Here is a 23,977-nt window from a genome sequence, read left to right as displayed (position 1 = left end):
CGGAGCCCCGGTTCATTGGTGGAGAGTGGTGGATTACGCCGTAGCGAGCTCCAGAGCGCACTCAGGACGCAGCTTGTCGTGACCGACAGCGTACTTGGCGACGATCAGGGTGCCCTGACGCGAGACCATGTATTCCTGCTCAATGGCGACATCGAGCAGCTTGACGGTGCCGGCAGCGCCCTTGTTGAAGATCACGCCAGCGGTCGCCGTGAAGTCGCCCTGGTACTTGGCCGGGCCGGTGTTCACGTTCGTGCCGTTCGGGAGGTTCAGGGACTTGAACACCGGAATGTCGGCGATCTTGACGACCTTACCGTCCGAGTACGAGCCCTTGCCATCCCAGTCACGGTTGATGACCTTGGTGTTCTGCGCCAGAGCGTAATACTGCACCGGCTTCAGGGCACCCCAGCGGTCAGCCGGGACGTACTTGCCGTCGAGCGTTGCAGCAGCGTCGAAGAAGGCCGCAGCCATCTTGTCGCTGTCCGTGAGCAGGGCAGCATTGACGATCTTGCCACCACCCGGCAGGCCATCGACAACGGCAGCGCCACGCGAGGCGAGGATGATGGTGCGGGCGACGTTGCGGTCGTATGCCTGAGCCAGCTCTTCGCCGAGCTGCTTGGTCATCTCCGAGCGCGTGTCGAAGTGGTTCATCGCCTCGTAGATGTTGGCGGTGAAGTAGTCGGTCAGGAGCAGGTCGTCGATGGTGATGACGCGCTCGTTGAACTTCGTGACCGTACCGAGGACCTGATCGCCCGGGGTATGGTAGCGGGCACCCGAGGTGCGGCCCGTGACCGGGAAGGAAGCGGACTTGCCTTCCGAGATGTTGCGGACCATGTGCTTGTCCGCGAACTCGACAGTGCGAGCGAAGGCGGTCAGGATTTCGCCGGTTGCGACCTTGACGAAGTTGGCCTGAACGTCACCGACGCCGTTGGCCTGACCGAGATTGGAAACGATGCCAGGATTGGCCATGTGTTGTATTCCCGTGGTTGTTCTGAGGTTTGCGCGGACCTCGGAGCAGCACTGGAAGCGTCATTGGGATTGTCCGGCTTCCACACCCTCAGGTGCGGTTGGCGGGTCTCCAAGTGGTCTTCTGGTGAGACTTCCTTGGTTCCTTGATCACCGCCTAAAGAGGGGTGTGATCTGTCAGAACAGGGCGTCGGGAATTGACTGGGTGGTAGACAACCGCTTGCGCGGCAAGCATAGTTAAGCGGCGGGGAAGATTCTGATGCATCTACGCGGTGTGGCGGCGGTTGCGATGGCCTTAGGCTATGCCTCACCCGCCGTGGCTATTGTCGTGAAGGACGTCGAATGGCCAATGTCCGACGTCGTTCAGGCTTTCCCGATCTTGCTCTGTGACCAGACGTCGGTTGATAACCATGGAGAAACTCGAAATGCGCATCCTACTAGCGCTGGTTTTGCTTTCGTCGTCCGCTCTGCCGACTGAAGCGCAGAAGAACGACAAAATTTATTCTATCGATGCGGTGCTCGCCGTGGGGAATAATTTGCTCTACAGATCCAAGTCTTCATGTATAAAATTTGCTCCTTGCAATGCGTCGTTTGACGATAGATACTATCTAACAATACGCACGACTAAATCCAAGTATGTATTCTCGCTTTATTCTGCTGGCGCAAATGCCGGACCCGAGATTTGTTGCGCATTTTCTAACGGAAATTCGAACATGGAGATTCCTGTTTCTGCCAATCCCATAGAGCTTCAACTTTATCGTACAGACAATGTCAGAGAGCGGTTCGGGAATTTGTACGTCAAGATACTTTAGCCGGTTGCGAGGTTGTCGTAGAAGGCGATGAGGCGTTTGCCGCAGTCGGTCTTCTCGGTCTCCGATTTCTTCAGATCAGCGATCAAGAAGATCACTCGCTTCTTGGTCATCACGCCGCTGGACGGCGGGGCGACTTGGGTCTCGAAGCATACCCGCAGATCGGCGGGCAGCTCAGGGTAATGCGGCTTGGCGAACTTAGCGCCAGAGGTCGCGCAGCCGCTCAACGTCAGCGCCACTAAGGCACTCGCGATCAGCGTCTTCGAGCGTTTCCACATACTGGTTCAATTCGCCTATTTTGGTCTGGAGGGCTGCCTGACGTTTGGCGTTCTCGGCAGCGATGATGGCGTCGGACTGGCGCGCTGTGCGTTCCTTGTCGAGCGCCGCGTTGGTCAGCTCGATTGTCTCGGTGAGCTGGCTGATCTCGGTTGCATGTTTGGCGTCCAGCCGGCCCTTGCCGTAGATCACCCCGACGAGGGCGAGGACGGCGAGCAATCCGGCGAGATACCCGTAGATGCGGGGTATGATAGGGACGTCTCCTGTCCGTTGAAGAAATTGAGGAAGCGCCGGTAGTCCATGTGGCCGACACCGACATAGGCCCCGTAGAGGGAGCCGATCAGGGCCAGCGAGGATGCCACGGCGGCAGTCCCTTGGTTGGTGTAGAGGGAATAGAAGGCGAGCCCCCAAGCCAACCCGGTGTTGCCGAGCAGGAACATCTTGGAGGTGCGCCTACTCGACTTGGTCATCACGGGTATGAGGCCCATGGGAGCTGGAAGTGGGGACCGTCCTTGAAGGTCTTCCAGTCGCCGCCCCATTCGATGGGAACGCCAACGTCCTTAGCGGCCTGCTTCATGGCTGCCGCGAGGGGGTAGTAGAATTTCCAGTCGAAGGTCGGCTTGCCGTTCACGATGGGCAGGAGGTCGATTGCGTGGCCGTCGAGATGACGGGAGCGCATGGTGGTCGAGACGCCCTTTGCGACGTTCTTGGCCTGCTGCGCCTTTGAGCGGAGACCTTCTCCTACCGTGAAGTCTTGGGTGGTGATTTCAATGGCGCGCTTGACCACCTTGACGAGGTCAGGATGGACGCCTGCCAAATTGGCAAGCGACTTCGCGCCCAGGGTGAAAGCCATGGGTTCCTTGTTGGAGGGACCCCCCGGGGTGCGCTTGAGACGCTGGTGTAGTCACCATGGTCCTACAGAGGCGTGGGGGGTCGATTCCAGTTAGCGGATGTTGTTGGACCGGGCGAGCTTCTGCTCGACCTTCAGCCGGTAGGCGTGGTCCTTGGTGTAACGCTCGTCAGACATCGCGGTCTGGACTTCCGCCCAGCTCGTGAAGGTGTCCACGGCACTGCCAGCCGGCTTGCCGCCGATCAGCGTCGGGTCCTTGCCGTTGGCCGCTTCGTACTTGGCCTTGAGCTGCTCCATGGCGACCACGGCAGCGTTCACGTCGGCACCCTCGAAGGACTTGTTGAAGGTGTCGATCTCGGAAGCCTGTAGGGACGTGGAGGCCCATGCGAACATGCGGTCCATGCTGTCCTTGCCACCGGCTGCGGAAGTGATCCGCTGGGTCGCCATCTCGGCGAGCGCCTGTTGGCCGGCGATGTAGTTGTCGACCGTGACCTTGTCGTAGCCGCTCTTTTGAGCCAGCTCGTAGTCAGCCTCGGTGAGCTTCTGGCCGTTCGCCTCGAACCGCTTGTTCAGCTCGGCGATGGTCTCGGCAGCACCTTTGGGAGCCTCTTCGGCTGCCTTCTTGTCTGCCTCTTCCTTCGCCTTCTCTTCGGCGGTCTTCTCGGCTTCCGGCTTGGGCTCTTCCTTCGGAGCGCCGAGCTTCTTCTCAAGCTCATCGTAAGCCTTGGCCATGTCCTCCGGGGTGGCGAACTTCTCGTTCAACCAAGAGGGGCGCTCAGGGGCCGGTGGGGCTTCCTTTGCGGCCTTCTCGGCGTCGAGCTTGGCGCGGGCTTCGGCTTCGTTCGTCGGGGCGGTCTTGGCAGCTTCCGCGAGGGCCGCTGCGGCTTCCTCTGCGGTCGGCTGGGCGGCTTGGACCTGGATGGTCTCAACCGACATTAATGGGCCACCAGCACGTTGCCGCTATTGAGCAGCGTATGGTTGGCCGGGAGCTTCGGCTCTTTGGCCTTCTTCGGGGCGGGGCCAGCGGGGCCGTTCGCGCCTTTGGTTTCGGGTGCGGGCTCGGTGGAGCCGGTCGCGCCTTCTGTCACTTCGTCAGCCATTCTGTTCTCCTGTCGTGGCTTGGGGTTGCTGTTTCATGCCCTCCCTGGCCATGCCGCCCATTTGAGCGATTGCCTGAGGGCCGAGTTGCTGGACCATGGCCATCTGTTGGGCCTGCTGGTCGGACGCCTGGATTTCCTCGTCGGTGCGGATGAGGCCACCCATGTCGATACCGAGGGCAGCTCCACGGCGCTTGAAGTACTCGCCGAGGTTGACGTATCGGCCAATCGCTTCGGGACCACCGACTTGGGCGGCGCCAGCGATGAAGCTGTCGAGGTTCTGTAGGTCGTTGCCGCGTCCAAGGGCGTCGAGGCCCGTAACGATGGACGTGGAGGTGATCTCCTTGGGAAGCGGAGGCACCTTGCGAACGAACTCCATGCGAGCTTCGTAGAGCTTGGCGACAGGCATCTGGAACTCTTCGGCCAGCAGCGAATAGACGCCGCCGAGACCCTGATCGAGTTCACCAGCCATGTACCGAATCTCTTCAGCCGTCACTCGCTCCCCACTCCGCTGGATGGCGGTGTTCAGGAGGAACGCGAAGGAGAGACGTTCGGTGAGCTGAGCGATGAACCGCTCGGCCACGGCCATGTCGTTCGCCTTGTCGAGACGCAGCGCCTGCACGGCGTTGATGTCGCCTTGGACGAACCCACCGTTCTCGGCTTTGGCCAGCTTGTTGACGTTGATGGTCGAGTTGGGGGAGACGATCCAGACAACCTTGGCACCCTGCACGGTACCGTCACGGAGGGCTCCGGTGAGGACTTCGAGGGAGTTCAGGTCGCCGATGTATTCGTCAACGAAGCCACGCCCGTAGTCCTCGCCCTCCACATAGGTGAAGCGGAGCGGGAGCCACGGGAGCTTGTCAGCCGGATAGTTGCCAGAGTACTCACCGTCGATCACGACGTCGTCGATTTCTTGGGTGACGATGTACTGGTTCGTGGCGTCGTCGAGGGTGATCTTCGTGTAGACGTCGACCTCGGCCTCGCGATCTGCGGTGGCCACATTAGTGACTGCGCCGATCTTGGCCTTGATGTCCTCCGAGAGGGCCACCCTAGCGACCACCTCTTTGACCACGATGTCGAGGACGTTGCCTGCGGGATCGCGGTTCACCACGTAGGAAGTCAGGCGGAAGCCGCGAGGCTTGCCCTTCTTCGGGATGAACAGGAGGTAGTTGCCGGCAACCACGAGCTGGCGGCAGGCTTCAAAGGCGATGGGCCGGAACATGGAACCGTTCATCTCGCTGATGACGGCGCGTTCGCGGGCGTTGAGTGCTTTCTCGATTTCACCACGCTTGTCGTCGGCCTTGGTCAGGTCAGCGAGCGCGATGTCGTCGATTTCGTATTTGAAGAAAGGCGCGTTGATGGGGAACAGGCTGATGCTCAGCTTGGAAGCGAGCTGCCTGACGCCCCGAGCGCCTAGACCTTGGTTGGGCTCTGTGAACGTGGTTGATCCCGAGGTGCCGTCTTTGGGCACCAGATACGGGACCGTCAGCTCGGCAGCCCTGCGCGCCCGCACTAGGTAGGGATCACGGGACTGAGCGAGCTGATCGTAGAGAGCCTTCGCAGTAATCGTTACCGCTTGTTCGGCCACGGATTACTGTGGAATGTTGATGCCGGAGCCGCCAGTACGAGCCAGCGGTATGGTCAGTGCCTTGCGGCCCCTGCGGGCGGCATTGGCGGTGGCGCCTTCCTGATTGGCGAGGCGGGACGTTTCGTTCAAGACAGGCGCGAGGGGCTTGTCATTGGCCGGGGGTGGAGGAGGCGCGACCGGGTCGGCCTTCTCAATCTTTGGCTTGCTGAAGCACATTGGTGAGGAGGTCTTCTTCCTGATTTTGGAGGATAGCGTCGAGGTGACTAATCACCCGCTGTTCTCCGATCTTGGCCCCAAGCTCACGGTCGGAAATGGTGATGTCGGGGATCTGATTTCGGAACACCTGTTGAAGGTATTTGATCAACTCCCGAGAGACTGACGGGGGGCTAAGAAAGCCCTCCGTAGTGCTATTGGTCACCCTATTCACCCGAGGCGATCCAACTCGCGCTGGGCGAAGTAGATGATCTTCCTGAGGTCGTAGGCGCGGGACGTGCCATCCTTGGAACCGAGGCGGTAGCAAGCCTTGAAGATGTTGCCGATGCTGAAGCCCATGTTCTTGTGTTCGATCAGGTCCATCAGCTCTTTGGCATCCTCAGGGATGAGGTAGTAGGACGAGGAACCCCCGTCAGATTTCACCGGGGCGTCCACAGAATGGGCTCCTTCTTTGCGTGGTCGTAGTCGTCGTTGTGGAGGATGCGGGCGAGGCGGGCCTGAAGCAGCGCGTCGTCGGCGGTGAGGCCGGCCTTCTCGTAGGCGGCAACGATGTGAGGCCAATAGAGGTCACCAGGCTGGATCGCCGCGAGGAGCTTCTCAGCCTTGACAGGTCCCATGCCCGGGCAGCCGAGATAGCCGTCCGTTATGTCACCTGTGAGGGTCTGCTTGAGGAAGTTGTGGAGGGCCTCCCGGGGGCTGACCTCAATGATGTTGCTATTGCGGTAGATCAGGCCAGGGATCGTGAGCATGTCCTTGTCCTGGCTGACGATGACCTTCTCGCCTTTGATCAGCCGAGGGTTGGTCGCGAGGATGCCCATGACATCGTCAGCCTCGATCCCCGGCTTGTACTTCGCGCCATGCTCTTCGATCAGCCAGCGCTTGACCTCGTTGGTACCGACAGGCTTGCGTGAGCGGCCTTTCTTGTAGCCGGCGTAGAGGTCGTGGCGGAACGTCGTGCCCTTTGAGAGAGTTATCACCGAGGCGTCGGCGTCGAGGTCTCGCTCAAGGCGTTTGATTGTGGAGAGTACGGTGGCCTTAACCTCTGCGACGTCGCATGTCAGGGTCCACTCGTCGTCGCCCCAGTCGGTCTCGACTTCAAGGGCAGCTCCAGTCGATACGACGAGGATGTCCCCGTCGATCAGCAGTGTTCTCAATAGTTCTCCTTCGATTGTTTCGGTGGTATTATCGCACCTTGATTGATGGGGAGTGCGATGAGATGGACGCTTTAATCGAACGGCTTCTAGGTTCGATGCTCAATCCCGGGCGGGCTTACCTGCCCTCGGCGGTAATAGCGTGGATAGCGAATTTCTTCTAGAAAGGTCGGCGTAGAAAGAATGGAGAACTATCATGCTGGTTTTATTTTTGTCTTCGTGGTCTTTATAATTGCGGTCGTTGTTTTTGCTCTTGCAACTATTCAGGAGTATAGGTTTGAAGCGAAGGCGATAGCTTGGCCGGTGATTGAGTCCAGGGTTGTAGATAGATTGACTGCGGCTCCTGATCCTGTCACGTATAATTTACGAGTGAGTTACTTGTTCGATGGCAAGAAATACGACTCAGTAGCGAGGAATTTTTATAGAAAAGAGACGACCAATAAACATGCCGGAGACACTGTGCTCATAAAGGTAAATCCAAGAAAACCGGATGAATGCGTACTGTTTTCGTAGCTCAGCAAGGTAGGGGCCACTCAACCGCTTCCACGCCCAATCCCGAGTTTCGGGTCAGGCTCTTAGAGGCCGCTAGCCACGGTTACCCCTCGATTTCCCTGATGCCGTACTTATTCGTCAGGGCTTCCTTCATCGCTTCCCGATCTGCCGTCTGCAGCAGTCCTGCGATGGAGCCCCCGTAGCAGACCGGCAGCATCTTCTGGGTGTAGGTCGAACCATTCTGTGCCGGCGATGCGATAGCCAGCCAGCAACTCGTGAAGAACTGCCTCAGCTTGTTTGCGATCATCAAATCTCCTCGTTTCATGGAAGCGGTAACCCCGCTCGGGGTCGTTGGTATTCATCTGCCGCAGACGGTTCTTGAGGTCCTTGGCGAGACCCACCTTGCAGCGCCCGGGCCACGCCGCGTTGACCGCGATGTAGACGTAGCCCGGAGCGTTGAGGGGTGCCTTAGTGTGTCTCTGCCCAGTTCGTTCCCACGACGGAGTTGCCGGCGAGAGGGCAGCGGAAATTGTAGTATTCTCCAGCGAGACGGATGGCTTTCTCGGCCTCCTTCCCCACCAGAATTGCTTTGTCTTCATCGACCTCTATCTGCCACTCGTCGTGGACGTTAACGACGAACTCGTAGTGGACGCCCGGGACCATCCCGAGGGCCTGTAGGTTGTTGTCGAGGATCACCAGCGCGCGCTTCATCTGGATCGCACCGGCAGACTGCAAGAGCGTGTTCAGGGAGGCATGGGCCGAGCGAACCATGAGGATGCGACCGTCAAGGCCCTTGATCCAACCTTGGGTCTTGGCCTTGCGCTGCACCGCTCCGGACAGCTTGCCGAGCGCCGGAAGAGCCTTGAGGAACTTCTGACGGGACTGCTTGCCAGCGGCGATTGCCTTGGCCTTCGACGAGGTGGCACCGAGGATGTTCCCGAGGTTCTCGTCACCGGAGCCGTAGATGAAGGCGTAGAACCAGACCTTGGCGACGTCTCTGCTGCACCCCAGCGCCTTCGCGTTGAGGGTGTGCATGTCGGTCCCTTCGGACTTCTTTCCTTCGAGGACAGTCTTGATGTACGCGCCACCGTCGTAGGCGGCCATGTACCCAGCCAGGTCTCGCAGCTCCAACGCATCAGCGTCACAGCCGACGAGCTTCTTGCCCTTTCCGACGGTCCAGCATTCCCGACACTCGTAGCCGTATGGGAGCAGCTCACCGGTCTTCTTGTCGTGGATGCCCGGGACCTGAGCCATGTTTGGCTTGGAGTGGGTCATGCGACCCGTCACCGCCCCGTTGGTGGCAACCTTTCCGTGGACGCGGCCATTGCGCTCGTGATTGAGCCACGCCTCCTTGCCTTCCGCGACTTGGCCGATGCGCTTCTGAACGACGAAGTACTCGGTCAGGACCTTTGCGGACGGGTAGGGGAGGCCCTTGAGCGTCTCGTCGTCGACCTTCGGATGACCATCGGAGGTGAACTCCGTGGGCTTCCAGCCGAACAACTTCTTCAGCCGGTTGGCGACGTCCTGTCGTGACCCCGGATTGAACGGGACCAGCTTGACCTCGGTGTACGGAGCGTCGGTCGAGTAGTGTATCTTCGGCCAGATCGGCTTCTTCTCGCCGGTCTTCTTGTCGATCTTGAAGTTGCCCTTGCGGTCAACCTCGTGGCCGACAGGCTTGAGGTGCTTCTGCGAGACACTACGGTCGATGGTCGGGGTCTTCGGGCCGAGGTTGCGATACCAAGGCTTGAACTCAGCCTGCAACATCCGCTCCAGGTCGGCCTTGCGCTGCGCGAGGGTGCTGTGCAGCGCGTGGACCTTGGGGAGATCGAGGGCGAACCCGTAGGCCTCCTGACGGGCCACGATGCGGCGCACGTCATGCTCAAGCTGGATGCTCTCTTCCGAGAACCCTTTCTTGATCAGCTTCTGCCAGAGCCGGTCGGTGACCTCGACGTCCTGCTCGCAGTAGTCCTGCATCCCTTGGGACCAGTTGCCCCACACGAACGCGGTGAGCGCATCGCCCTTGAGACCTTGGGCGACACCAGCCGCCTTCATGATCTCGCCGTAGTCACCCTTCCAGAGCCCCATGCGCTGGCCCCAGCTCTCTAGGCTGTGTCGGCCCATGAGCTGCTTCTTGATCCACTTGTTGAGACCGAGGCGCTTCTCTTGCCGGAAGTCGGCGTCGAGCATGTCCGCGTACATGAGACGGGACATGATCAGGGTGTCGCGGATCAGGCCCTTCGGCTTGAACCACGGGTTGAGCTTCTGGATCGCCGGGATGTCGAAGTCTTGGATGTTGTGGCCGACGATGACGTCCGCGTTCATCAGGAGGAGGAGGCCGTCTTTGACGAAATAGCCGTTCCGATTCCGGTGGTCGTCGCATGACCAGATTTCTCCGGTCTCGGTATTCTTGATGACCAACGAGTGGATCGTGGTCATCTCTGGGATCAGTCCGTTCGTCTCGATGTCGAAGACGAGGGTGGTTCGGGAGATTGCATTACCTCTTGAATTGCGCTCACCACGTCCATCCACGCTTTCGCGAACAGGACGATGGTTGCAGTTCTGCCTTGGAGGATTAGGCGGGAGCCCTCGCGCCGAACGATCAGCGCTGAGGGGACGTTCTCATTGGTATGATCGAAGGTCAGATGTCCTGCCCCTCGCTAAGCCAGACGTCGCGGAACTTGGCTTCGGTCGGCCCCACCTTCGAACAAGGAAGATAGAGGCCGGTCGCATACACGCGGCACTCATTGCCGGGCTGTGGGGCTGGATGCGGGGTTGCCGCGATCCAGAGGATAAGGAGGGCTGCCATCACGAACGACAGCGCCTCAGAAAGGCAGGTCATCATCGCTCTCGTTAGAGAAGCCATGCTGTTGGGCGTCCTTGTCTTTGAAGGGATCGTCGTCCCGCACAAACAAGCGGCCTGTTTCCTGCTTGAAGCCGAGCATGATGGTCTTGCCCGTGGCCCTGCCGGTGTAGCGGTCCTTGAGAATGCGGAAGATGGTGGTGGTGGCGATAATCGGATCTTCGTTCTGCTGGTCTCTTTCGAGGCCGAACATGAAGTAGGACCAGAAGCCGATCGCTCGGGAGCCCTTGAAGTGGCGGATCATGACGCGCCCGCCTTCCTCGTGAGGTTTCCCATCAGGCGTCGACAGGTGCGAGACGAAGTGGATGATGATGCCCAGCTCCATAGCGAGGCCCGCCATCTCCTTCATGATCTGCTCTAGGGTGCCCTTCTCGTCGCCCGTGTCGGCCATGGCTGTCAGGTGATCGACGTAGATCAGCTTGATGCCGAGGCTCACGGCCATGTAGCGGATGTGCCCCTTGACCAGCTCCCAGTCCGTCTGGCCGAAGCTGTCGTAGAAGAACAGCTTGCCATCCAGCTCGGTGGCGGCGCGGGTCAGTTCCTCGGGTGTCCAGCCAGCGTCGGGGACGTGGAACATCTTGCCGGCCAACTTGCCTGCAACACGCTTCGCCGTTTCGACTGGCTTCTGTTCGAGGAAGATTGCGCCGACGTGCTGCTTCAACTCGGTGATGTCGAACGCGATCTGCTGCATCAGGAAGTCGGTCTTGCCGATGCCGGTGCCTGCGCCGAAGCCATAGACCTCGCCGTCACGGCGTCCGTAGGTGAGCTTGGTCAGCTCCTCCAGGCACCACGGCAGCCCGTACTCGACCGGCTTGAGGAGGTCGCCCATGATGTCGGAGACACCGACGAGACCATCAGGACGATAGACCTTGGCACCCCAAAGGGCGTCGATGGTCTCCTTGACGCGGCCCGCCATGAGCATCTCGTTGGCGTCCTTGAGGGGCAGCGTGGCGATCTTCAGCTTGCCCGGTGTGAACGGGATCAGCTTGCATTCGTCGGTTGCCTTTTGGCCGGGCTCGTCCTGATCGAACATGAGGACGATCTCTTCGAACTGCTCCAGCCACTGGAGGTTCTTCCGCAGGGCCTTGGCCGCGCCGTCACACCCGTTGGGGATCGAGACGACGGGCCACTTGTGACCCTGCATTTGGCTGAGAGAGATCGCGTCCAGCTCGCCCTCGACAATGACGACGCGCTTGCCGCCGTCCCGCCATAGCCACTGGCCGTAGAGGCACATGTCCTCCTTGTTGCCTTTGGACCGGAAGTCCTTTCCTTGGAACCGGACCTTCTGCCAGACGAGTTGTTGCGCGCTGTTTCGGTAGTTGAACAAGCGGACGGGCTGGCCGTTCAGGGTCGAACGGGTGAAGCCCCACTTCTGCGCGCTTTCGAGGTTGATGCCTCGGCTTGCCCAATCCGCGGGCTCCCCGAGTGGGACGAAGTCTACGTTCCGGGGCTCTGCAGCCTCGGTCTGGTCTGTCAAATCGTTGTCTCCGGGTTCGTAGTGGCGGCAGCCAAAGCAGTAGGCGTGGCCGTCTGAGTACCGGGCGAGGTTGTCGCGGGAGCCACAGGATGGGCATGGCTCCTTGCGCAGGAACTCACTGTCGGTTTCGTGCATTCAGCCTTGCGGCGGGGTGTTCTGGAACTGCTGGAGTTGGTGCTTGACGGTCTCGGCGGTGAGCAGGAATTTGCCCATGCGCCGGCCTGCACTGAGGACTAGCTGGTAGCGGAGAAGCGAGAGCCTATCCGCGTCGGAGAGTGGCCTCACCCGACCTCCTCGATCCGCATCGTGTTCGCCACAGACATCAGCCGGTGGTGGACCTGATAGGCGGTCGTGAAGACGATACGGGCCATCTCGGCGGCGTCGTAGACATGCGTGACGGGACGTCCTGCAATGGCCTTGACGTTGTCCTCGCGGCTGACCTTGAGGAGGTCTTTGGCGAACTCCAAGAAGTCCCCGGCGAGGTCTTCTGCCATTTCCTTGGGGCTCATACGGCCACCTTCACGAGGATGTCGTGATAGTACCAAGCGAGGGCACGGACGCCGTCGACGTGGGTCTCACGGCAGTGGAACTCGATGGTCTGGATGTCGACACGATCAATGCGGGCGTCGTAGTAGGCGTAGGGCTCCACCATGCGCGGCATGACGGCGACCTTGTAGTAGCGCGGCCGATCCGGGGAGTAGAAGTCCGGCAGCTTGTCGGCGTATCTGCGGAGGTCGCTCAGGGAGATTGACGCTCGGCTCATTGGCTCACCGTCACGGTCACGCTCAGCTCGCGGGCAAGCCATGCAATCATGTCCAAGGCGCCCGTGAAGGCAGCCTCAGGCTGGGCATAGAGACCGTCCTTGCGGGGGTCGTTGATGGTCAGGATGTATCCGCCATTCTCGGCAGGGGTGACGCGGAAGCCGTCGTTGACGGTCGGCGCAGGCAATTGGCGCATGTGCATTCCTTTGTTCGATTGAGGGACAGGAAGGGGCCGAAGCCCCCTCCGTCAGATCATGCTGTTGAGCGCAGCGAGGATGGCGACCAGCGTCGAGGCCCAGCAGAACAGGGCCAAGGTGATCGTGGTGCGCGGATGCTGGTTGTTCGTCACGTTGACCCCGACAGCGTAGCCGGCGACCAACGCTTGGAAGCCCACGCCGACCCCGAAGGTCGACCCGTGGGTGGCGCTGATGGCCACAGCCAGGACGAGGATGACGATGCCCGTGAGGATCGCGCCGAAGCAGTGAGCGAGACGGATGGCTTCCTGCATCAGAACCAGCCGAGGATTGCGCCGAGCAGGCCGAAGGGGATGCCGATGATGCGGAGGATCAGCATGGTCGTGAAAGGCGAACCAGCGGTGGCCGCGTTTATCACGTCGATCAGGTTGACGATCCAGCCGTAGATGAAGGCGACGATCAGGGCGAGCTGGAAGAGAACGACACCCTTCATGATTAGGCCACCAGCTTGGTGAAGCGCTTGCTGATCTTGGCAGCGCGGTCGAGGCGCTCCTTGGCGGCGTTCTGCTGCTCGATCTTGGCGGCGATCTCGGCGTCGTGCTTCTCGACGATCTTGGTCTCGTGGGCGACGACAGCTTCGAGGACGTCGAGCGCCTTGGTGAAGCCGGCGATGGCCTTCTCGGTGGACGGGGCGCGCACGATGCGGGCAACGATGGATGCGATCAGGGTCTTCATTTCTTCACTTTCGTTTGGGAGTTGAGGATGGCTTTGAGGGCTTCCATGCGACCGGCAGTCGGTGCTTCGTCGAGCCAATCCCGAGGGATCGACTTGTCCGCGTAGAGGAAGCCGTGGGTCTCACACCACATGGCGTACGTGGTCTGGGATTGCTTGGAGATGCGGGTGCCTGAGCGGCTGAACACCAGCCTGATGTCGAGGTCAGGGTGCTGCTCTTTGATCAGCTTGTGCTTCTGCCGATCAGCAGTGACGAACTGGCCCTTGGTCTCTACGATGATGCCGTTGCTGAGCAGGCGGAAGTCGGGTGTGTACTTCGCCAGCCGAGCGGGTATCTCGTAGGTGATCTTGAAGGTCTCGTAGGTGTAGGGGACGCCGGCATTGTCCAACTCCCCCGCCACCTTGTCTTCGAGCCCAGAGCGGAACCCCTTGGCGACAGCAGTCTGCCGCGTCGAGGTCCGCTTAGGGAACGTGCGTCGTGCCAAGGCTTAGAAGTCGTCTTCGCCGGCCTGGCTATCGGACGAGCCCTCGTTGGACTTGTCCTCGCCGGCATCATCCTCACGGTAATCGTCAGGATCGTAGCCGAAGCCTTCCTCCTCACCGAAGCCGTAGCTGTCAGCGGCGCGGGAGCCTTCCGACACCAGCTCGATGACTTGGACAGCGCCCAGCATCAGCGTCAGCCCGGCAGCCGCCGTGCCCGGGACGAAGTAGTCACGAACGGCGAAGGAGACCTTGCCCTCGGAGCCACCCCAGATGTTGACGCCCTTGCCGATCTTGCGGCCCTTGGCGTCGAACAGGTCAGGCTTGCGGTTCCAGCGGGAGCCCGCCTTCGGACCCTTCTTGAACTCGCCCGATGCCTTCATCTTGAACTTGAACTCGACCTCGCCGGTCGGCTCCTCGGTCTCCTTGTCGTAAAGGACCGTGAACAGCTCGTTCGGCTTGACCTCTTTGAGCTTCTTGCGGGTCTCGACCTTCAGCTCGGCGAACAGGCGCTCGGCCTCCTGCAGAGCCGCGTCGTAGAGCGACTTGATCGAGTTGCCTTCCTTGTCCTCGCGGCGGATGAACAGGTCCGCGTCGGACTGCGACATTCGGAGTTTCAGGGAGTATTCGCCATCCGGCTTCGGGTAGTCCTTCGTGCCGTAGTCGGGCTCGGACAGCTTCGGGTAGACGAATGTGCCACGCGGGGTGGTGAACTGAGGAAGCTTCTTCTTGGTATCTTTTGCCATGCAGTAGTAAGTCCTTTAAGGGAGGAGTTCAGACGGAATAACGGCGTTCAAGGGCTTCGACGTTGTGGCCCAGGTCGGTCAGCTTCATGTAGAGGTCGACTGGCAGCGGCTGACCGCGCTTCCAGAGGAGCTTTGCGATGGTGAGGTACTTCACGCGGTAGCCTCGCTGCTGAGAACCAGCTCGATGGCTTCGGGGAACTTCTCGACGATCTTCGCGACCGAGGCGTCGATGCCTAGCGCGAACCGGACGTATTGGGTCAGGACGTCGTGGATGTCCGACTTGTTGACGGTGACAGCCTTGACCTGACCGAAGGGGGCCTTCTTGGTCTTGCCGGTCTTGGCCTCAACCAGCTCGAATCGGCTGATCATGTACGAGCCAGACACACCCTTGACACGCAGATGGCGGTTGTTGGGGGAGATGTCGGTGACTGTGTAGAGCCCACCCTGTACGAGCGAGCCGCCGCTGGCTGCTGCGCGAATGCAACGGACGTTGGAACCAATCTTGATGCCGCTGATCATGCCAGTTCGCCTTTCATGTATGCGTCGATGCCACGGAACTCGGCGCGCTTGCCGTCGTCCCCGTTGATGAGGTTCTTGGTGACCGTGAAGGCTTCCTGAGCAGGAATGCCGAGGTGGTCTGCGAGGGTGAGGAAGACCGCTGCTGCGCCCATGATCTGGATTTCAGGGCGGAAGTCCTGCAGTCGGTCGAGAACGGTCATGGACGCCATTGCGACGTCGCGGGGACCGGCCATGTTCAAAACGTCACGATTAAGCCGTGGCATCGGGGCCTCCGCGGTTAGCCAGGAAGAAGAGGGTGATGAGGGAGAGGGCGACCAGCGCCGTTGCAGCTTCGATGGTCATCAGTCGAACAGCCACTCGCCAATCTTCCAGCCGACCCAGTAGCCGGCGAGGGTAGCGGCGAAGTGGAGGAAGATGATTGCGGAGACCTCAGCCGGCGTCATGCTGCAGCCCTCCGGTTGCGGAACTGAGCCTTGCGCTGTTCCTTCTTGCCGAAGTAGCCGTTCTCTTTCAGGCCCTCGATCAGGGACCTGCGAACCTCGTAGCGGGCAGTCTTGTCGGCAGCCGCGAGGTCGATGTGAACGGTGCCCACGGTGATGTCCTGATAGGCAGCACCCATGCGGATCGTGATGTTGTTGTTCATGTGAAATCCTTCGAGAATGTTTCGTAGGGCTATTGGTCACCATAATCTCCGATCAGGGATCAATTCCCTTTGCGGAGGTGTTCAGGCAAAGAAGAAATCAGACGCCATGACAGCATTCAGGTTCAGGTCTCCTTTCGATGGAAGTGGCTCGATCCCGTCGACCGAGGGGTTGTTGTCTATGATCGCCGCGCGGAGGGCCGCGAGGGGGTCTTGCTTGTACATCTCGACGAACACCTTGCGGAGGGTCGAGGCGAGGACGGTAGTGTCGCAGGCGTGGGTGCCATAGCTGTCGTGGATCATGGCGAACGACTTGAAGCCAGCGACTGCCAAGGCTGCCACCGTCAGGATCATGGCCGAGGCGTCCATTGAGTGGACGTAGTTGGGGCTGATCGAGGTTGCCTGCTTGGACACGTCGATGTCGTCGGTGTCGTCGTTGACCCGCAGTTGCACCATCTGACCGGCGATCTTGGTCTTCAGCTTGCGGGTCGTCATGTTGAGGTAGGCTTGATACCCGACGAAGCCGCTGGGCGTCGTCCAGTACACCGGGCGGTTCTCCTTGCTGACCGCTCGGGCCGTCTTCTGGAGCCACCCCATGGCGTCCCTTGCGGCGACCACCACGTCCCCGATGCTGTCCCAAACAAGGCTGGCGAGAAAGCCGATGGCCTTCTTCAGTTCGTCACCCAGGTTGTGCCGATAGCCGCCAGCGAGCTTCGCCTTCACGGCCTCGTCGACATACTTGAGGCACGACCGTGGCGTTCCCCCGTAGGGCAGCACCATGACCGGCCTCTTGGTCACCTTGCGGTCGATCCCCATGGCCAGCCACTCATGCGCCCACCGTTCCCTTTCGGGATCAGCTCCGTTACCGGATGCAATAAGACGCAGTTGTGCTATCACGCGGTCAGCGACCACCTGATAGATGTCCTGAGGCTTCTTCGCCGGGATCAGGTTCACCGCCGCGCCGCCGACACTGTCGAGGAGCATGGCCGAGAAGTGCTGCAGCCCGTTGCAGGAGCCGTCGAGGGCGATGGGAAGGTGCGAGATGAAGGCGCCACCCTGCTGGTCCAGTGCAAGCCACTCGAAGCAGAAGGCGAGGAAGCACCAAGGCTTGTCAGCCTCTGTCCACCACAGGTTCGCAAAAGGATCGACGGCCTGCGCCCAGATCAGGAAGCGGTTCTCCTCGACCCACTTGACGCGCTCATCGAACGACACCTTATCGATGCCGTAGGTGTTCGCCCCGTGGATGGCCAGCCAGCGTTCCCCATCCTCCCCGAGAGGCTTCCCCTCGGCGAACCTGAGAAGCGCCTTTACGGGGTCGCTGCCCTGCGGGTGAAGGACGTCTGGCAGGGGATACGCACGACCCCGGAAGTCGAGGTTGTGGGGGAAGTAGATGGCAGCCTCATTGCGGAACTTCTCGGCCAGACCGAGTAGCTGCTGCTGTTTGAGGCGGTCCTGTCGGAGCTGGAGGTTCTCCGAGTAGACGTCCCGGGCTGCCCACTTCCACTCCTGAAACTCCCTCTGAAGGTGAGCGGGGAGGGACTTGATGTCGGCGTCCTCAGGGACACCAGCGGGCCGCGCGGGCATAGGCTTGTCTTCCGCTGGAACCAGCCCGGCGATGCTCTCCCCGGATCGAGCGAGGACGACCATCACGTCGAGGATCGCCCCGTTGATCTCCCAAGGTGTCCGCTGGATGGCGTTCAGTCCCTTTAGGACCAGCGACAGGTCGGCTCGCTTGAGCAGTTCTAGCTGCCCCGGGCGGGAACGACGGACGAGGGGCACGGGCCGACCAAGCTCTGTGAAGTACGCGCCACCCGACAGGCCCGTCCAGTCCTTCGGGGGGACCAGCGTGGGCATGAACGCGGGGAACAGAAGCTCGCCGCCAAGGATGGATTGGTCGACCCACGCCATGGCGCGCTCGGTCAGGTGGACAATGTACTGGTCGCGGGGTGCCTCTTTGTCCCCTCCGATGTACGCCTGCTCGATGGCGGTCAGGCCGGTCTGCTGGCAGAACAGCTCCACCAGCTTGATTCCGAGGTGCAGCTTGTCGGTGTGCGTCCAGCGATCCCAAGGGATGCCGAGCTTGCCCATGGCGTAGGTCAGCACGGTGGCCTTGTGCTGCTCCGTCGCGCCGCTGTCGGACAACTCCTTGAGCTTCCACCTGAAGCGGTCGGGATCAGTCCTGAGGAAGACCTCGAAGCGCGCTTCCGTCTCGACAGCCCGGGCCACAGAGATGGCAAGCGTTAGGAGGGAACCGGAGCGGCGGCGCATCATGCCCGCCAGGACGGCCCGACAGGCGAGAAACGACACGACATGGTGGTCCATGTCCTTGATCAGCTTGGCTGCCACGGCGCGGGGGCCGGGGCGACCGTTGTAGGTATCCTCTATGAACTGGGCGATGCCGTCAGCGACTGGCCCGACAGCACTCTGGAGGATGCAGCGCCCGGTGTCAGTCTCGTAGCCGCGTCCCTTGTCGATGTTCTTACGAACGCGGGAGAGGTACCGATCCCGGCCCAAGCCGGACATTTCGATCTCCAGCTCGATCTGCCGCTGGAGGTTGTGGTCGAATGGCGCGTTCAACAAATTCTCCTACGATCTCCCGGGCGAGTTCCCGGGCGGCGCTCTTGGCCTTTGTGGTGTTCATCATGATCTCGAAGAGGAGCTGCTTGACCTCCCCGTAGGAGAGGCCAGAGGCAGCGGCGAGGTAGTGGATACCGGAGCGGTCCTGGGCCATCACTGGTACAGCCCGTTGCTATCCCAGACCGGGGCCGTGGGCTCGTCGAGGAGGTTGGGAAGGGCAGCGAAGCAGGCCCTGAAGTCCAGACCCTGAGCCCTGTGGTAGACGTAGGTCGCGAAAGTCTGAACGCAGCTCCCCGGAATGACCAAGAGGCGCTTGTTGCCGATCTTCCTCACACATGCCTTGCAATTCCGCATAGCGAACTCGCGGACGGAGACCCTCATTTCCACCCACGATCCTTTGTCCTTCACCAACTCGTCCGGCAGGAGGTCGATGATCGCGGGGCACGTCTCCCCCTTGATCACGGTGCAGCGGACCTTGCCCCTGTTGTAGATGGACATGACCCGCACGAACTCGCTCGGGTTGAGCCCTCTGATCGCGGGAGCCAAGGAGCGGCTGCGCCTGCGGGTGTAATTGGAGTGCGGGATATCGTCAGTCTTGAACATTGGGGATCAGCCTTTCGATGGTCTGGAGTTGTTCGATGGAGAGCGCGGGCAGCTTGGCCGTGATGCGGGCTATGAGGGTGTCCCGTTCGTCGAGATCGGGTGGTGACTGGAAGTGGAGGCGTGCCTGAACTTTTTCACTACGTAGTGAAAAACTCTCGTCCTTGGCCCTTACGCGGGTCTCCCGCACAGACGCAGCCGTCTTTTGCTTGACCTCCTCCTCGGTGGTCTTGCCAGTGGCAACACTGATGAGCTGGTGGGCGCGGGTTGGGGCGACAGGGCAATGCGACTTCAGGAACCCGTGCCAAACCTTCGTGCGCTCCCCGTAGGGATGCTCCGTGTCGATCCTGCGCTTCGCCTCGGCCAGATACAGGCCGCTCGATTTGGCGTGGTCGTTGGCCTTCTGGTTCGCCTTCTCGCCGGCCTTGTAGTGGGCGTACGCCTGAGCCCCGAGTTGATCGAGGTTCATGCCGTCGAAGTTCACGTTAGGTTCTCCTGTTTGTCACGTTTGTCGCAGAAATTTGTCACACGGCGAGTTTGTCACCGTATCTAGTATCGATACCGTATCTATTTGCGCGGAGGAAAAACCCTTATGTTTCACAAGGGTTTAACTGCTTTTTGGGGAGTAGCTCCGCTAGGGGAGATTGGGCCGGAAGGAACCTAAATCCAGGGCGTCTACCAATTCCGCCACATCCGCATTGCCCGGCCAATCCCATGTAGCCATCATTCTGTCAATGTCAGAGCCCACATCGGCATCATTGGCCGGAATGCAAAGATGGTTGAAAATCAGCGTCGCCTGTGACAAAAGGCGTGTCGAATGTGACGGGACGCGACGATCCGCTTCTGCAGAATGTGATAAGAAGTAGGAAAAACAAAGACTTATTCACATTTTGGAGCGTATTTCTGGAGGATTTGTGCCGCGTTGGGCGGACAAATCGCCAAGTCCCGCACCAAAAGCCATTCCCGGCAAGATCATACCGGCAGGCTGTGAACGGCAGGGGCCGTTTGACGGCCTCATTGGTGGAAACAAAGGTTTTATGATGCAGGTCACCGAAACGCTCAACTCCGGTCTCAAGCGCGAGATCAAGATCACCGTGCCGGCCGGTGACATGGAAGCCAAGCTGATGGCGCGGCTTTCCGACGCCAGGAACAAGGTCCGCATCAACGGCTTCCGCCCCGGCAAGGTGCCGGTGCAGCATCTGCGCAAAGTCTATGGCAAATCGTTCATGGCCGAAGTGGTCAACGAGATCCTCAACGACTCGACCCGTTCGATCATCACCGGGCGCGGCGAAAAGGCTGCCATGCAGCCCGAAGTGATCATGACCGAGGACGAGAAGGAAGCCGAGAAGATCCTGGCCGGCGGCGCAGATTTCGAGTTCCGCCTGAACTATGAGGTCATTCCGCCGATCGAGATCAAGGATTTCTCCGACATCAAGGTGACGCGTCAGGTATTCGAAGTGCCTGATGAGGAGATCGATGAACAGGTCAAGCGTGTCGCCGAGTCGGCGCGCACTTATGAGCCGAAGACCGGCAAGGCCGCCGAGGGCGACCGCGTGACCCTCGATTATGTCGGCAAGATCGACGGCGAAGCCTTCGGCGGCGGCGCCGGCACCGATCAGCCGCTGGTGCTCGGCTCGAAGGAATTCATCCCTGGCTTCGAGGACCAGCTGGTCGGCAGCAAGGCCGGCGACGAGAAGCAGGTCACGGTTACCTTCCCGGAAAACTACCAGGCGGCGCATCTGGCCGGCAAGGAAGCCACTTTCGACGTGACCGTCAAGGACGTGTCGAAGCCCGGCGAACTTGAGATCAACGACGAGATGGCCAAAAACCTCGGCCTGGAGTCGCTGGAGCGCCTGCGCGAGGTGGTGCGCGGTCAGATCGAAAATCAGTTCGGTTCGATGACGCGCCAGAAGGTCAAGCGCCAGTTGCTCGACCAGCTCGACGCTGCCTACTCGTTCGAGGCGCCGTCCAAGCTCGTCGAGGCCGAGTTCAACAACATCTGGAACCAGGTCAACCGCGATCTCGAAGCCGCCGGGCGCACCTTTGCCGACGAAGAGACGACGGAAGAAGAAGCCCGTGCCGAATATATGCGCCTTGCCGAACGCCGCGTGCGTCTCGGCCTGGTTCTCGCTGAAATCGGCGAGAAGGCGGGCGTCACGGTGACGGACGAGGAATTGCAGCGCGGCCTGTTCGAGCAGGTGCGTCGCTATCCGGCCAACCAGCAGCAGGAAGCCTTCGAATTCTATCGCAACAATCCCGAAGCGCTGAACACGTTGCGCGCGCCGATGTTCGAAGAGAAGGTGGTCGACCATCTGCTCGGCCAGATCTCGGTCACCGACGTCAAGGTCAGCAAGGAAGAGCTGCTGGCCGACGACGAGGATACGGAGACGACCAAGGCCAAGCCGGCGAAGAAGGCGGCTGCGAAAAAAGCCGACACCAAGAAGGCCGACGACGACGCTGAAGAGCCCAAGAAGAAGGCTGCGCCGAAGAAGAAGGCCGCCAAGGACGCTGAATAACGTCCCTGCTGAATTCCAAAAGGCCGCCTTCTCGAGGCGGCCTTTTTCGTTGTGGCGCAGACGCAACGGATTTCACGCATCTGGCGGTCGAGGTGGCGATACGAAGCTTTGATGATTATCTGCGCTGGGTTGCGGATCGCAGCGGTTGTTGGAGGCATCGTTGAGACAGTTCTTCGGTATCGGAAGCGTGGTCGCGGCGGCGGCGTTCCTGCTTGCGTCGGTCTGCGGCATCGCCCAGGCTGATACGGTTCTCGACAACTGGCGGTTCGACAAGACCAGCGATGGCCTTGTCACCGCCTCGCTTTACGCGACCAACAAGCTCATCACCGGCGGCGGCGCATTGAGTTACAGCCCGGTATTGACGATCGCCTGCCGGACTGCCGGCGAACCGCGTTGGAGCGAATGGCTGCAGCTGAGCGACACCGTTTCCGCCAGCCGAACCATCGCCATGTCGGTGACTGTCGGCCAATCCGGCAAGCTCAACGAAAGCTGGTCGGTCGGCCCGCGCAGCAGGATGCTGGTCCGCGACGGTGCCGACGGCATCAGGCGACTGATTTCCGCGGACCGGCTGCTGCTGTCCTGGCGGTTCGGGCTGCTGTCGGGGCGCGGCAAAGCCGAGTTTGACCTCGCCGGAGTTGAAGAGGCGGTCGGCCGAATCGCCACCACTTGCAACACCAGATTGCCTTGAGCGGATTGTCCGCATTAAACCTTTGCATGGTCGAACTCTACCTGCCGGCCGGGTTCTGTGGTATGTAGGTGCCGCAACTCCAGGCAGTGGATATCCGTTCTGCCATTCAAGAGCGCATGCCAGCGGACTAGATGTCGGCCTGTGCAGGTCAGCCAGGGCAAATTGGCGATCAGGGAGGAAATGCCGTGCGTGCCATTGTGTTTTTTGTCGTCATGTCCGTCGCGACCGTCATTGCCGGCCCCTCGCGGGCACAGGATGCCGCGGCGGGTGAGAAAGTCTTTGCTAAATGCAAGGTCTGCCACGTCGCGGACAAGGATCAGAACAAGGTCGGTCCGTCGTTGAACGGCGTCATCGGCCGAACGGCCGGGACGCATCCGGGGTTCAGCTATTCCAAGGCGATGACCGAGGCCGGCAAGTCGGGCGTCAAATGGGATGAGGCCACACTGACGAGCTACCTTCGCGATCCCAAGGCGATGGTCAAAGGAACGAAGATGGCGTTTCCCGGCCTCAAGAAAGACGAGGACATCGCCAATGTCATTGCCTATCTGAAGCAATTCTCCAAATAGCGCGGAACTTCCGCCGGATCTTGGTATCGCAAACAGGTCGAGGCATGGCCTCGACCGCAATCCACCGGCAGTGTCGGCGGGGAGGGCGGCTCGTTGCAAAAAAGACATTGGCCGGCTAGGCTGCCGTTCCCATCGGTGGTCGTCTGAATGTCGACTGAAGAAAGCCGTCTCAAGGATACCGGCATCCGCCTCTCGGAGGCGACGGCGGGTGATTTCTTTGCGCTTTTGAAACCACGGGTCATGGCACTCGCCGTTTTTACCGCCTTCGTCGGCCTGATGATGGCGCCCGGCGTGATGAATCCAGTTATCGCCGTAATCGCCATCGGCGCAATTGCGGTTGGAGCAGGGGCGGCCGGCGCGCTCAATATGTGGTACGACGCAGACATAGACGCCTTGATGTCTCGCACGTCCAAGCGACCAATTCCGTCAGGCCGCGTCACGCCTGGCGAAGCTCTCGGCTTCGGCTTGGTGCTTTCCGCACTGTCGGTCATGACGCTCGGCGTGCTGGTGGGATGGCTTGCCGCATCGCTGTTGGCGTTCACCATCTTTTTCTATGTCGTTATCTACACGATGTGGCTGAAACGCTCGACGCCACAGAATATCGTCATAGGCGGCGCGGCAGGCGCCCTTCCTCCGGTGATCGGGTGGGCGGCTGCAACCGGCGCAATCGGCATCGAAAGTGTCATTCTGTTTCTGATCATTTTCCTCTGGACGCCGCCTCATTTCTGGGCGCTGGCCCTTTTCAAGGTCGGCGACTATGCCGCGGCGGGCATCCCGATGATGCCGAATGTGGCCGGCCAGCACTCGACCAGAAAACAAATCTTCGCCTATTCGCTGGTCTTGGCGCCAATCGGCGTGCTTCCTTGGGCCTTCGGCTTCGCCAGCGGATACTACGGCACTGCTTCAGCAGCGTTGGGCGCAGGGTTCATTTGGCACGCCTGGAAGGTCCTCGTCGCCGACAAGGAGATGAAGCCGGCAAAGGCGTTGTTTGCGTATTCGATTGTCTATCTTTTCGCGATCTTCGCGGCGCTGCTTGCCGACACCATTGTAATGCGAGTGGTCGCGTCAGCCGGCTATTGAGCCCGGCTAAAAACATCACGTTGGCAGAGCACAAAATCCCAGCAACAGCAGAATAACGATGCCAAGGCCGAGTATGAGAACTGTCCTTCCATCCATGACCTT

The 23,977-nt window shown here is 60.4% G+C and carries 37 protein-coding genes; 5 read left to right on the top strand and 32 right to left on the bottom strand.

Features of this window, described 5'->3' with window-relative positions; genetic code table 11:
- Positions 1-33 precede the first annotated feature (33 nt).
- From NKH91_RS06165 to NKH91_RS06110, 12 genes are all read right to left on the bottom strand, one after another.
- Positions 34-966 (bottom strand): major capsid protein, encoded by a 933-nt coding sequence (locus NKH91_RS06165; RefSeq protein WP_352835019.1) that lies wholly within the window; start codon positions 964-966, stop codon positions 34-36.
- A gap of 805 nt (positions 967-1,771) precedes the next feature.
- Positions 1,772-2,011 carry a hypothetical protein gene (locus tag NKH91_RS06160; RefSeq protein ID WP_352883804.1) on the bottom strand — a complete coding sequence of 80 codons (240 nt, stop codon included), beginning with the start codon at positions 2,009-2,011 and terminating at the stop codon, positions 1,772-1,774.
- Positions 1,971-2,267, bottom strand: a complete 297-nt coding sequence (locus NKH91_RS06155) for a hypothetical protein (RefSeq protein ID WP_352883800.1) — start codon at positions 2,265-2,267, stop codon at positions 1,971-1,973. The genes NKH91_RS06160 and NKH91_RS06155 overlap by 41 nt, the downstream gene beginning before the upstream one ends.
- Entirely contained in the window at positions 2,237-2,536 is a 300-nt protein-coding gene (locus NKH91_RS06150) for a hypothetical protein (RefSeq protein ID WP_352883797.1), read from the bottom strand. The genes NKH91_RS06155 and NKH91_RS06150 overlap by 31 nt, the downstream gene beginning before the upstream one ends.
- Entirely contained in the window at positions 2,518-2,901 is a 384-nt protein-coding gene (locus NKH91_RS06145) for a M15 family metallopeptidase (RefSeq protein WP_352883794.1), read from the bottom strand. The genes NKH91_RS06150 and NKH91_RS06145 overlap by 19 nt, the downstream gene beginning before the upstream one ends.
- Before the next feature lie 90 nt (positions 2,902-2,991).
- A complete protein-coding gene (locus NKH91_RS06140) occupies positions 2,992-3,834 on the bottom strand; it encodes a capsid assembly protein (protein WP_352883791.1) in 843 nt (280 codons plus the stop codon).
- Entirely contained in the window at positions 3,834-3,998 is a 165-nt protein-coding gene (locus NKH91_RS06135) for a hypothetical protein (RefSeq protein WP_352775745.1), read from the bottom strand. The genes NKH91_RS06140 and NKH91_RS06135 overlap by 1 nt, the downstream gene beginning before the upstream one ends.
- Positions 3,991-5,583, bottom strand: coding sequence for a portal protein (locus NKH91_RS06130; RefSeq protein WP_352883787.1), 1,593 nt, complete (start codon positions 5,581-5,583; stop codon positions 3,991-3,993). The genes NKH91_RS06135 and NKH91_RS06130 overlap by 8 nt, the downstream gene beginning before the upstream one ends.
- 3 nt (positions 5,584-5,586) lie before the next feature.
- On the bottom strand, positions 5,587-5,712 hold the full coding sequence (locus NKH91_RS06125; RefSeq protein ID WP_352775740.1) for a hypothetical protein: 126 nt from the start codon (positions 5,710-5,712) through the stop codon (positions 5,587-5,589).
- Between the two features lie 61 nt (positions 5,713-5,773).
- Positions 5,774-6,001: a hypothetical protein gene (locus NKH91_RS06120; protein WP_352775737.1), complete on the bottom strand. Its 228-nt coding sequence runs from the start codon at positions 5,999-6,001 to the stop codon at positions 5,774-5,776.
- 5 nt (positions 6,002-6,006) lie between these two features.
- Positions 6,007-6,219, bottom strand: coding sequence for a hypothetical protein (locus NKH91_RS06115; RefSeq protein WP_352835000.1), 213 nt, complete (start codon positions 6,217-6,219; stop codon positions 6,007-6,009).
- Positions 6,216-6,950 (bottom strand): hypothetical protein, encoded by a 735-nt coding sequence (locus tag NKH91_RS06110; RefSeq protein ID WP_352883784.1) that lies wholly within the window; start codon positions 6,948-6,950, stop codon positions 6,216-6,218. The genes NKH91_RS06115 and NKH91_RS06110 overlap by 4 nt, the downstream gene beginning before the upstream one ends.
- 180 nt (positions 6,951-7,130) lie before the next feature.
- Between NKH91_RS06110 and NKH91_RS06105 the strand changes: the two genes are divergently transcribed.
- Complete coding sequence (locus NKH91_RS06105) at positions 7,131-7,460, top strand: DUF3592 domain-containing protein (RefSeq protein ID WP_352883781.1); 330 nt, start codon at positions 7,131-7,133, stop codon at positions 7,458-7,460.
- Between the two features lie 110 nt (positions 7,461-7,570).
- Here NKH91_RS06105 and NKH91_RS06100 read toward each other — a convergent pair whose 3' ends face one another.
- From NKH91_RS06100 to NKH91_RS06005, 20 genes are all read right to left on the bottom strand, one after another.
- Positions 7,571-7,840, bottom strand: coding sequence for a GIY-YIG nuclease family protein (locus tag NKH91_RS06100; RefSeq protein WP_352869749.1), 270 nt, complete (start codon positions 7,838-7,840; stop codon positions 7,571-7,573).
- 67 nt (positions 7,841-7,907) lie between these two features.
- Positions 7,908-9,875: a DNA polymerase gene (locus NKH91_RS06095; protein WP_352883778.1), complete on the bottom strand. Its 1,968-nt coding sequence runs from the start codon at positions 9,873-9,875 to the stop codon at positions 7,908-7,910.
- A 202-nt stretch (positions 9,876-10,077) separates the two neighbouring features.
- On the bottom strand, positions 10,078-10,281 hold the full coding sequence (locus tag NKH91_RS06090; RefSeq protein WP_352950960.1) for a hypothetical protein: 204 nt from the start codon (positions 10,279-10,281) through the stop codon (positions 10,078-10,080).
- Positions 10,262-11,911, bottom strand: coding sequence for a toprim domain-containing protein (locus NKH91_RS06085; RefSeq protein ID WP_352883773.1), 1,650 nt, complete (start codon positions 11,909-11,911; stop codon positions 10,262-10,264). The genes NKH91_RS06090 and NKH91_RS06085 overlap by 20 nt, the downstream gene beginning before the upstream one ends.
- Positions 11,912-12,061: a hypothetical protein gene (locus NKH91_RS06080; RefSeq protein WP_352883770.1), complete on the bottom strand. Its 150-nt coding sequence runs from the start codon at positions 12,059-12,061 to the stop codon at positions 11,912-11,914. It abuts the gene before it with no gap.
- Positions 12,058-12,285 (bottom strand): hypothetical protein, encoded by a 228-nt coding sequence (locus NKH91_RS06075; RefSeq protein WP_352883767.1) that lies wholly within the window; start codon positions 12,283-12,285, stop codon positions 12,058-12,060. The genes NKH91_RS06080 and NKH91_RS06075 overlap by 4 nt, the downstream gene beginning before the upstream one ends.
- Positions 12,282-12,539 (bottom strand): hypothetical protein, encoded by a 258-nt coding sequence (locus NKH91_RS06070; protein ID WP_352883764.1) that lies wholly within the window; start codon positions 12,537-12,539, stop codon positions 12,282-12,284. The genes NKH91_RS06075 and NKH91_RS06070 overlap by 4 nt, the downstream gene beginning before the upstream one ends.
- A complete protein-coding gene (locus NKH91_RS06065; protein ID WP_352883761.1) occupies positions 12,536-12,733 on the bottom strand; it encodes a hypothetical protein in 198 nt (65 codons plus the stop codon). Before NKH91_RS06065 ends, NKH91_RS06070 begins: the two co-directional genes overlap by 4 nt.
- 51 nt (positions 12,734-12,784) lie before the next feature.
- A complete protein-coding gene (locus NKH91_RS06060) occupies positions 12,785-13,045 on the bottom strand; it encodes a hypothetical protein (RefSeq protein WP_352883758.1) in 261 nt (86 codons plus the stop codon).
- Positions 13,045-13,224: a hypothetical protein gene (locus tag NKH91_RS06055; RefSeq protein WP_352883755.1), complete on the bottom strand. Its 180-nt coding sequence runs from the start codon at positions 13,222-13,224 to the stop codon at positions 13,045-13,047. The genes NKH91_RS06060 and NKH91_RS06055 overlap by 1 nt, the downstream gene beginning before the upstream one ends.
- 2 nt (positions 13,225-13,226) lie before the next feature.
- Positions 13,227-13,466, bottom strand: coding sequence for a hypothetical protein (locus NKH91_RS06050; protein ID WP_352844951.1), 240 nt, complete (start codon positions 13,464-13,466; stop codon positions 13,227-13,229).
- Positions 13,463-13,948 carry a hypothetical protein gene (locus NKH91_RS06045; protein WP_352883751.1) on the bottom strand — a complete coding sequence of 162 codons (486 nt, stop codon included), beginning with the start codon at positions 13,946-13,948 and terminating at the stop codon, positions 13,463-13,465. The genes NKH91_RS06050 and NKH91_RS06045 overlap by 4 nt, the downstream gene beginning before the upstream one ends.
- A gap of 3 nt (positions 13,949-13,951) precedes the next feature.
- Complete coding sequence (locus tag NKH91_RS06040; protein ID WP_352883749.1) at positions 13,952-14,689, bottom strand: hypothetical protein; 738 nt, start codon at positions 14,687-14,689, stop codon at positions 13,952-13,954.
- A gap of 28 nt (positions 14,690-14,717) precedes the next feature.
- On the bottom strand, positions 14,718-14,843 hold the full coding sequence (locus tag NKH91_RS06035; RefSeq protein WP_352883746.1) for a hypothetical protein: 126 nt from the start codon (positions 14,841-14,843) through the stop codon (positions 14,718-14,720).
- Positions 14,840-15,208, bottom strand: coding sequence for a hypothetical protein (locus tag NKH91_RS06030; RefSeq protein ID WP_352883743.1), 369 nt, complete (start codon positions 15,206-15,208; stop codon positions 14,840-14,842). Before NKH91_RS06030 ends, NKH91_RS06035 begins: the two co-directional genes overlap by 4 nt.
- Entirely contained in the window at positions 15,205-15,471 is a 267-nt protein-coding gene (locus tag NKH91_RS06025) for a hypothetical protein (protein WP_352950959.1), read from the bottom strand. Before NKH91_RS06025 ends, NKH91_RS06030 begins: the two co-directional genes overlap by 4 nt.
- Before the next feature lie 176 nt (positions 15,472-15,647).
- Entirely contained in the window at positions 15,648-15,851 is a 204-nt protein-coding gene (locus NKH91_RS06020; protein ID WP_352834959.1) for a hypothetical protein, read from the bottom strand.
- A gap of 81 nt (positions 15,852-15,932) precedes the next feature.
- Complete coding sequence (locus NKH91_RS06015; RefSeq protein WP_352883740.1) at positions 15,933-18,425, bottom strand: DNA-directed RNA polymerase; 2,493 nt, start codon at positions 18,423-18,425, stop codon at positions 15,933-15,935.
- A 153-nt stretch (positions 18,426-18,578) separates the two neighbouring features.
- Complete coding sequence (locus NKH91_RS06010) at positions 18,579-19,028, bottom strand: hypothetical protein (protein WP_352883737.1); 450 nt, start codon at positions 19,026-19,028, stop codon at positions 18,579-18,581.
- Positions 19,015-19,509, bottom strand: coding sequence for a hypothetical protein (locus tag NKH91_RS06005; protein WP_352883734.1), 495 nt, complete (start codon positions 19,507-19,509; stop codon positions 19,015-19,017). Before NKH91_RS06005 ends, NKH91_RS06010 begins: the two co-directional genes overlap by 14 nt.
- 556 nt (positions 19,510-20,065) lie before the next feature.
- Between NKH91_RS06005 and tig the strand changes: the two genes are divergently transcribed.
- The 4 genes from tig to NKH91_RS05985 all read left to right on the top strand — a co-directional run bounded on the left by tig (position 20,066) and on the right by NKH91_RS05985 (position 23,875).
- The gene (gene tig, locus NKH91_RS06000) at positions 20,066-21,541 is read left to right on the top strand and encodes a trigger factor (protein ID WP_023720171.1); all 1,476 of its coding nucleotides are present in this window, start codon (positions 20,066-20,068) and stop codon (positions 21,539-21,541) included.
- Between the two features lie 160 nt (positions 21,542-21,701).
- Positions 21,702-22,229: a hypothetical protein gene (locus NKH91_RS05995; protein ID WP_352844234.1), complete on the top strand. Its 528-nt coding sequence runs from the start codon at positions 21,702-21,704 to the stop codon at positions 22,227-22,229.
- Positions 22,230-22,441: 212 nt separating this feature from the next.
- A complete protein-coding gene (locus tag NKH91_RS05990) occupies positions 22,442-22,795 on the top strand; it encodes a c-type cytochrome (RefSeq protein WP_352844830.1) in 354 nt (117 codons plus the stop codon).
- A gap of 147 nt (positions 22,796-22,942) precedes the next feature.
- Positions 22,943-23,875 carry a heme o synthase gene (locus tag NKH91_RS05985; protein ID WP_352844232.1) on the top strand — a complete coding sequence of 311 codons (933 nt, stop codon included), beginning with the start codon at positions 22,943-22,945 and terminating at the stop codon, positions 23,873-23,875.
- The last annotated feature ends 102 nt before the right edge of the window (positions 23,876-23,977 follow it).

The sequence above is a fragment of the Mesorhizobium sp. M0894 genome (genome assembly GCF_040319725.1).
Lineage (GTDB): Bacteria > Pseudomonadota > Alphaproteobacteria > Rhizobiales > Rhizobiaceae > Mesorhizobium.
Note: the sequence above shows the minus strand (reverse complement) of the source record. Positions and strands in the feature narration are given on the sequence as shown.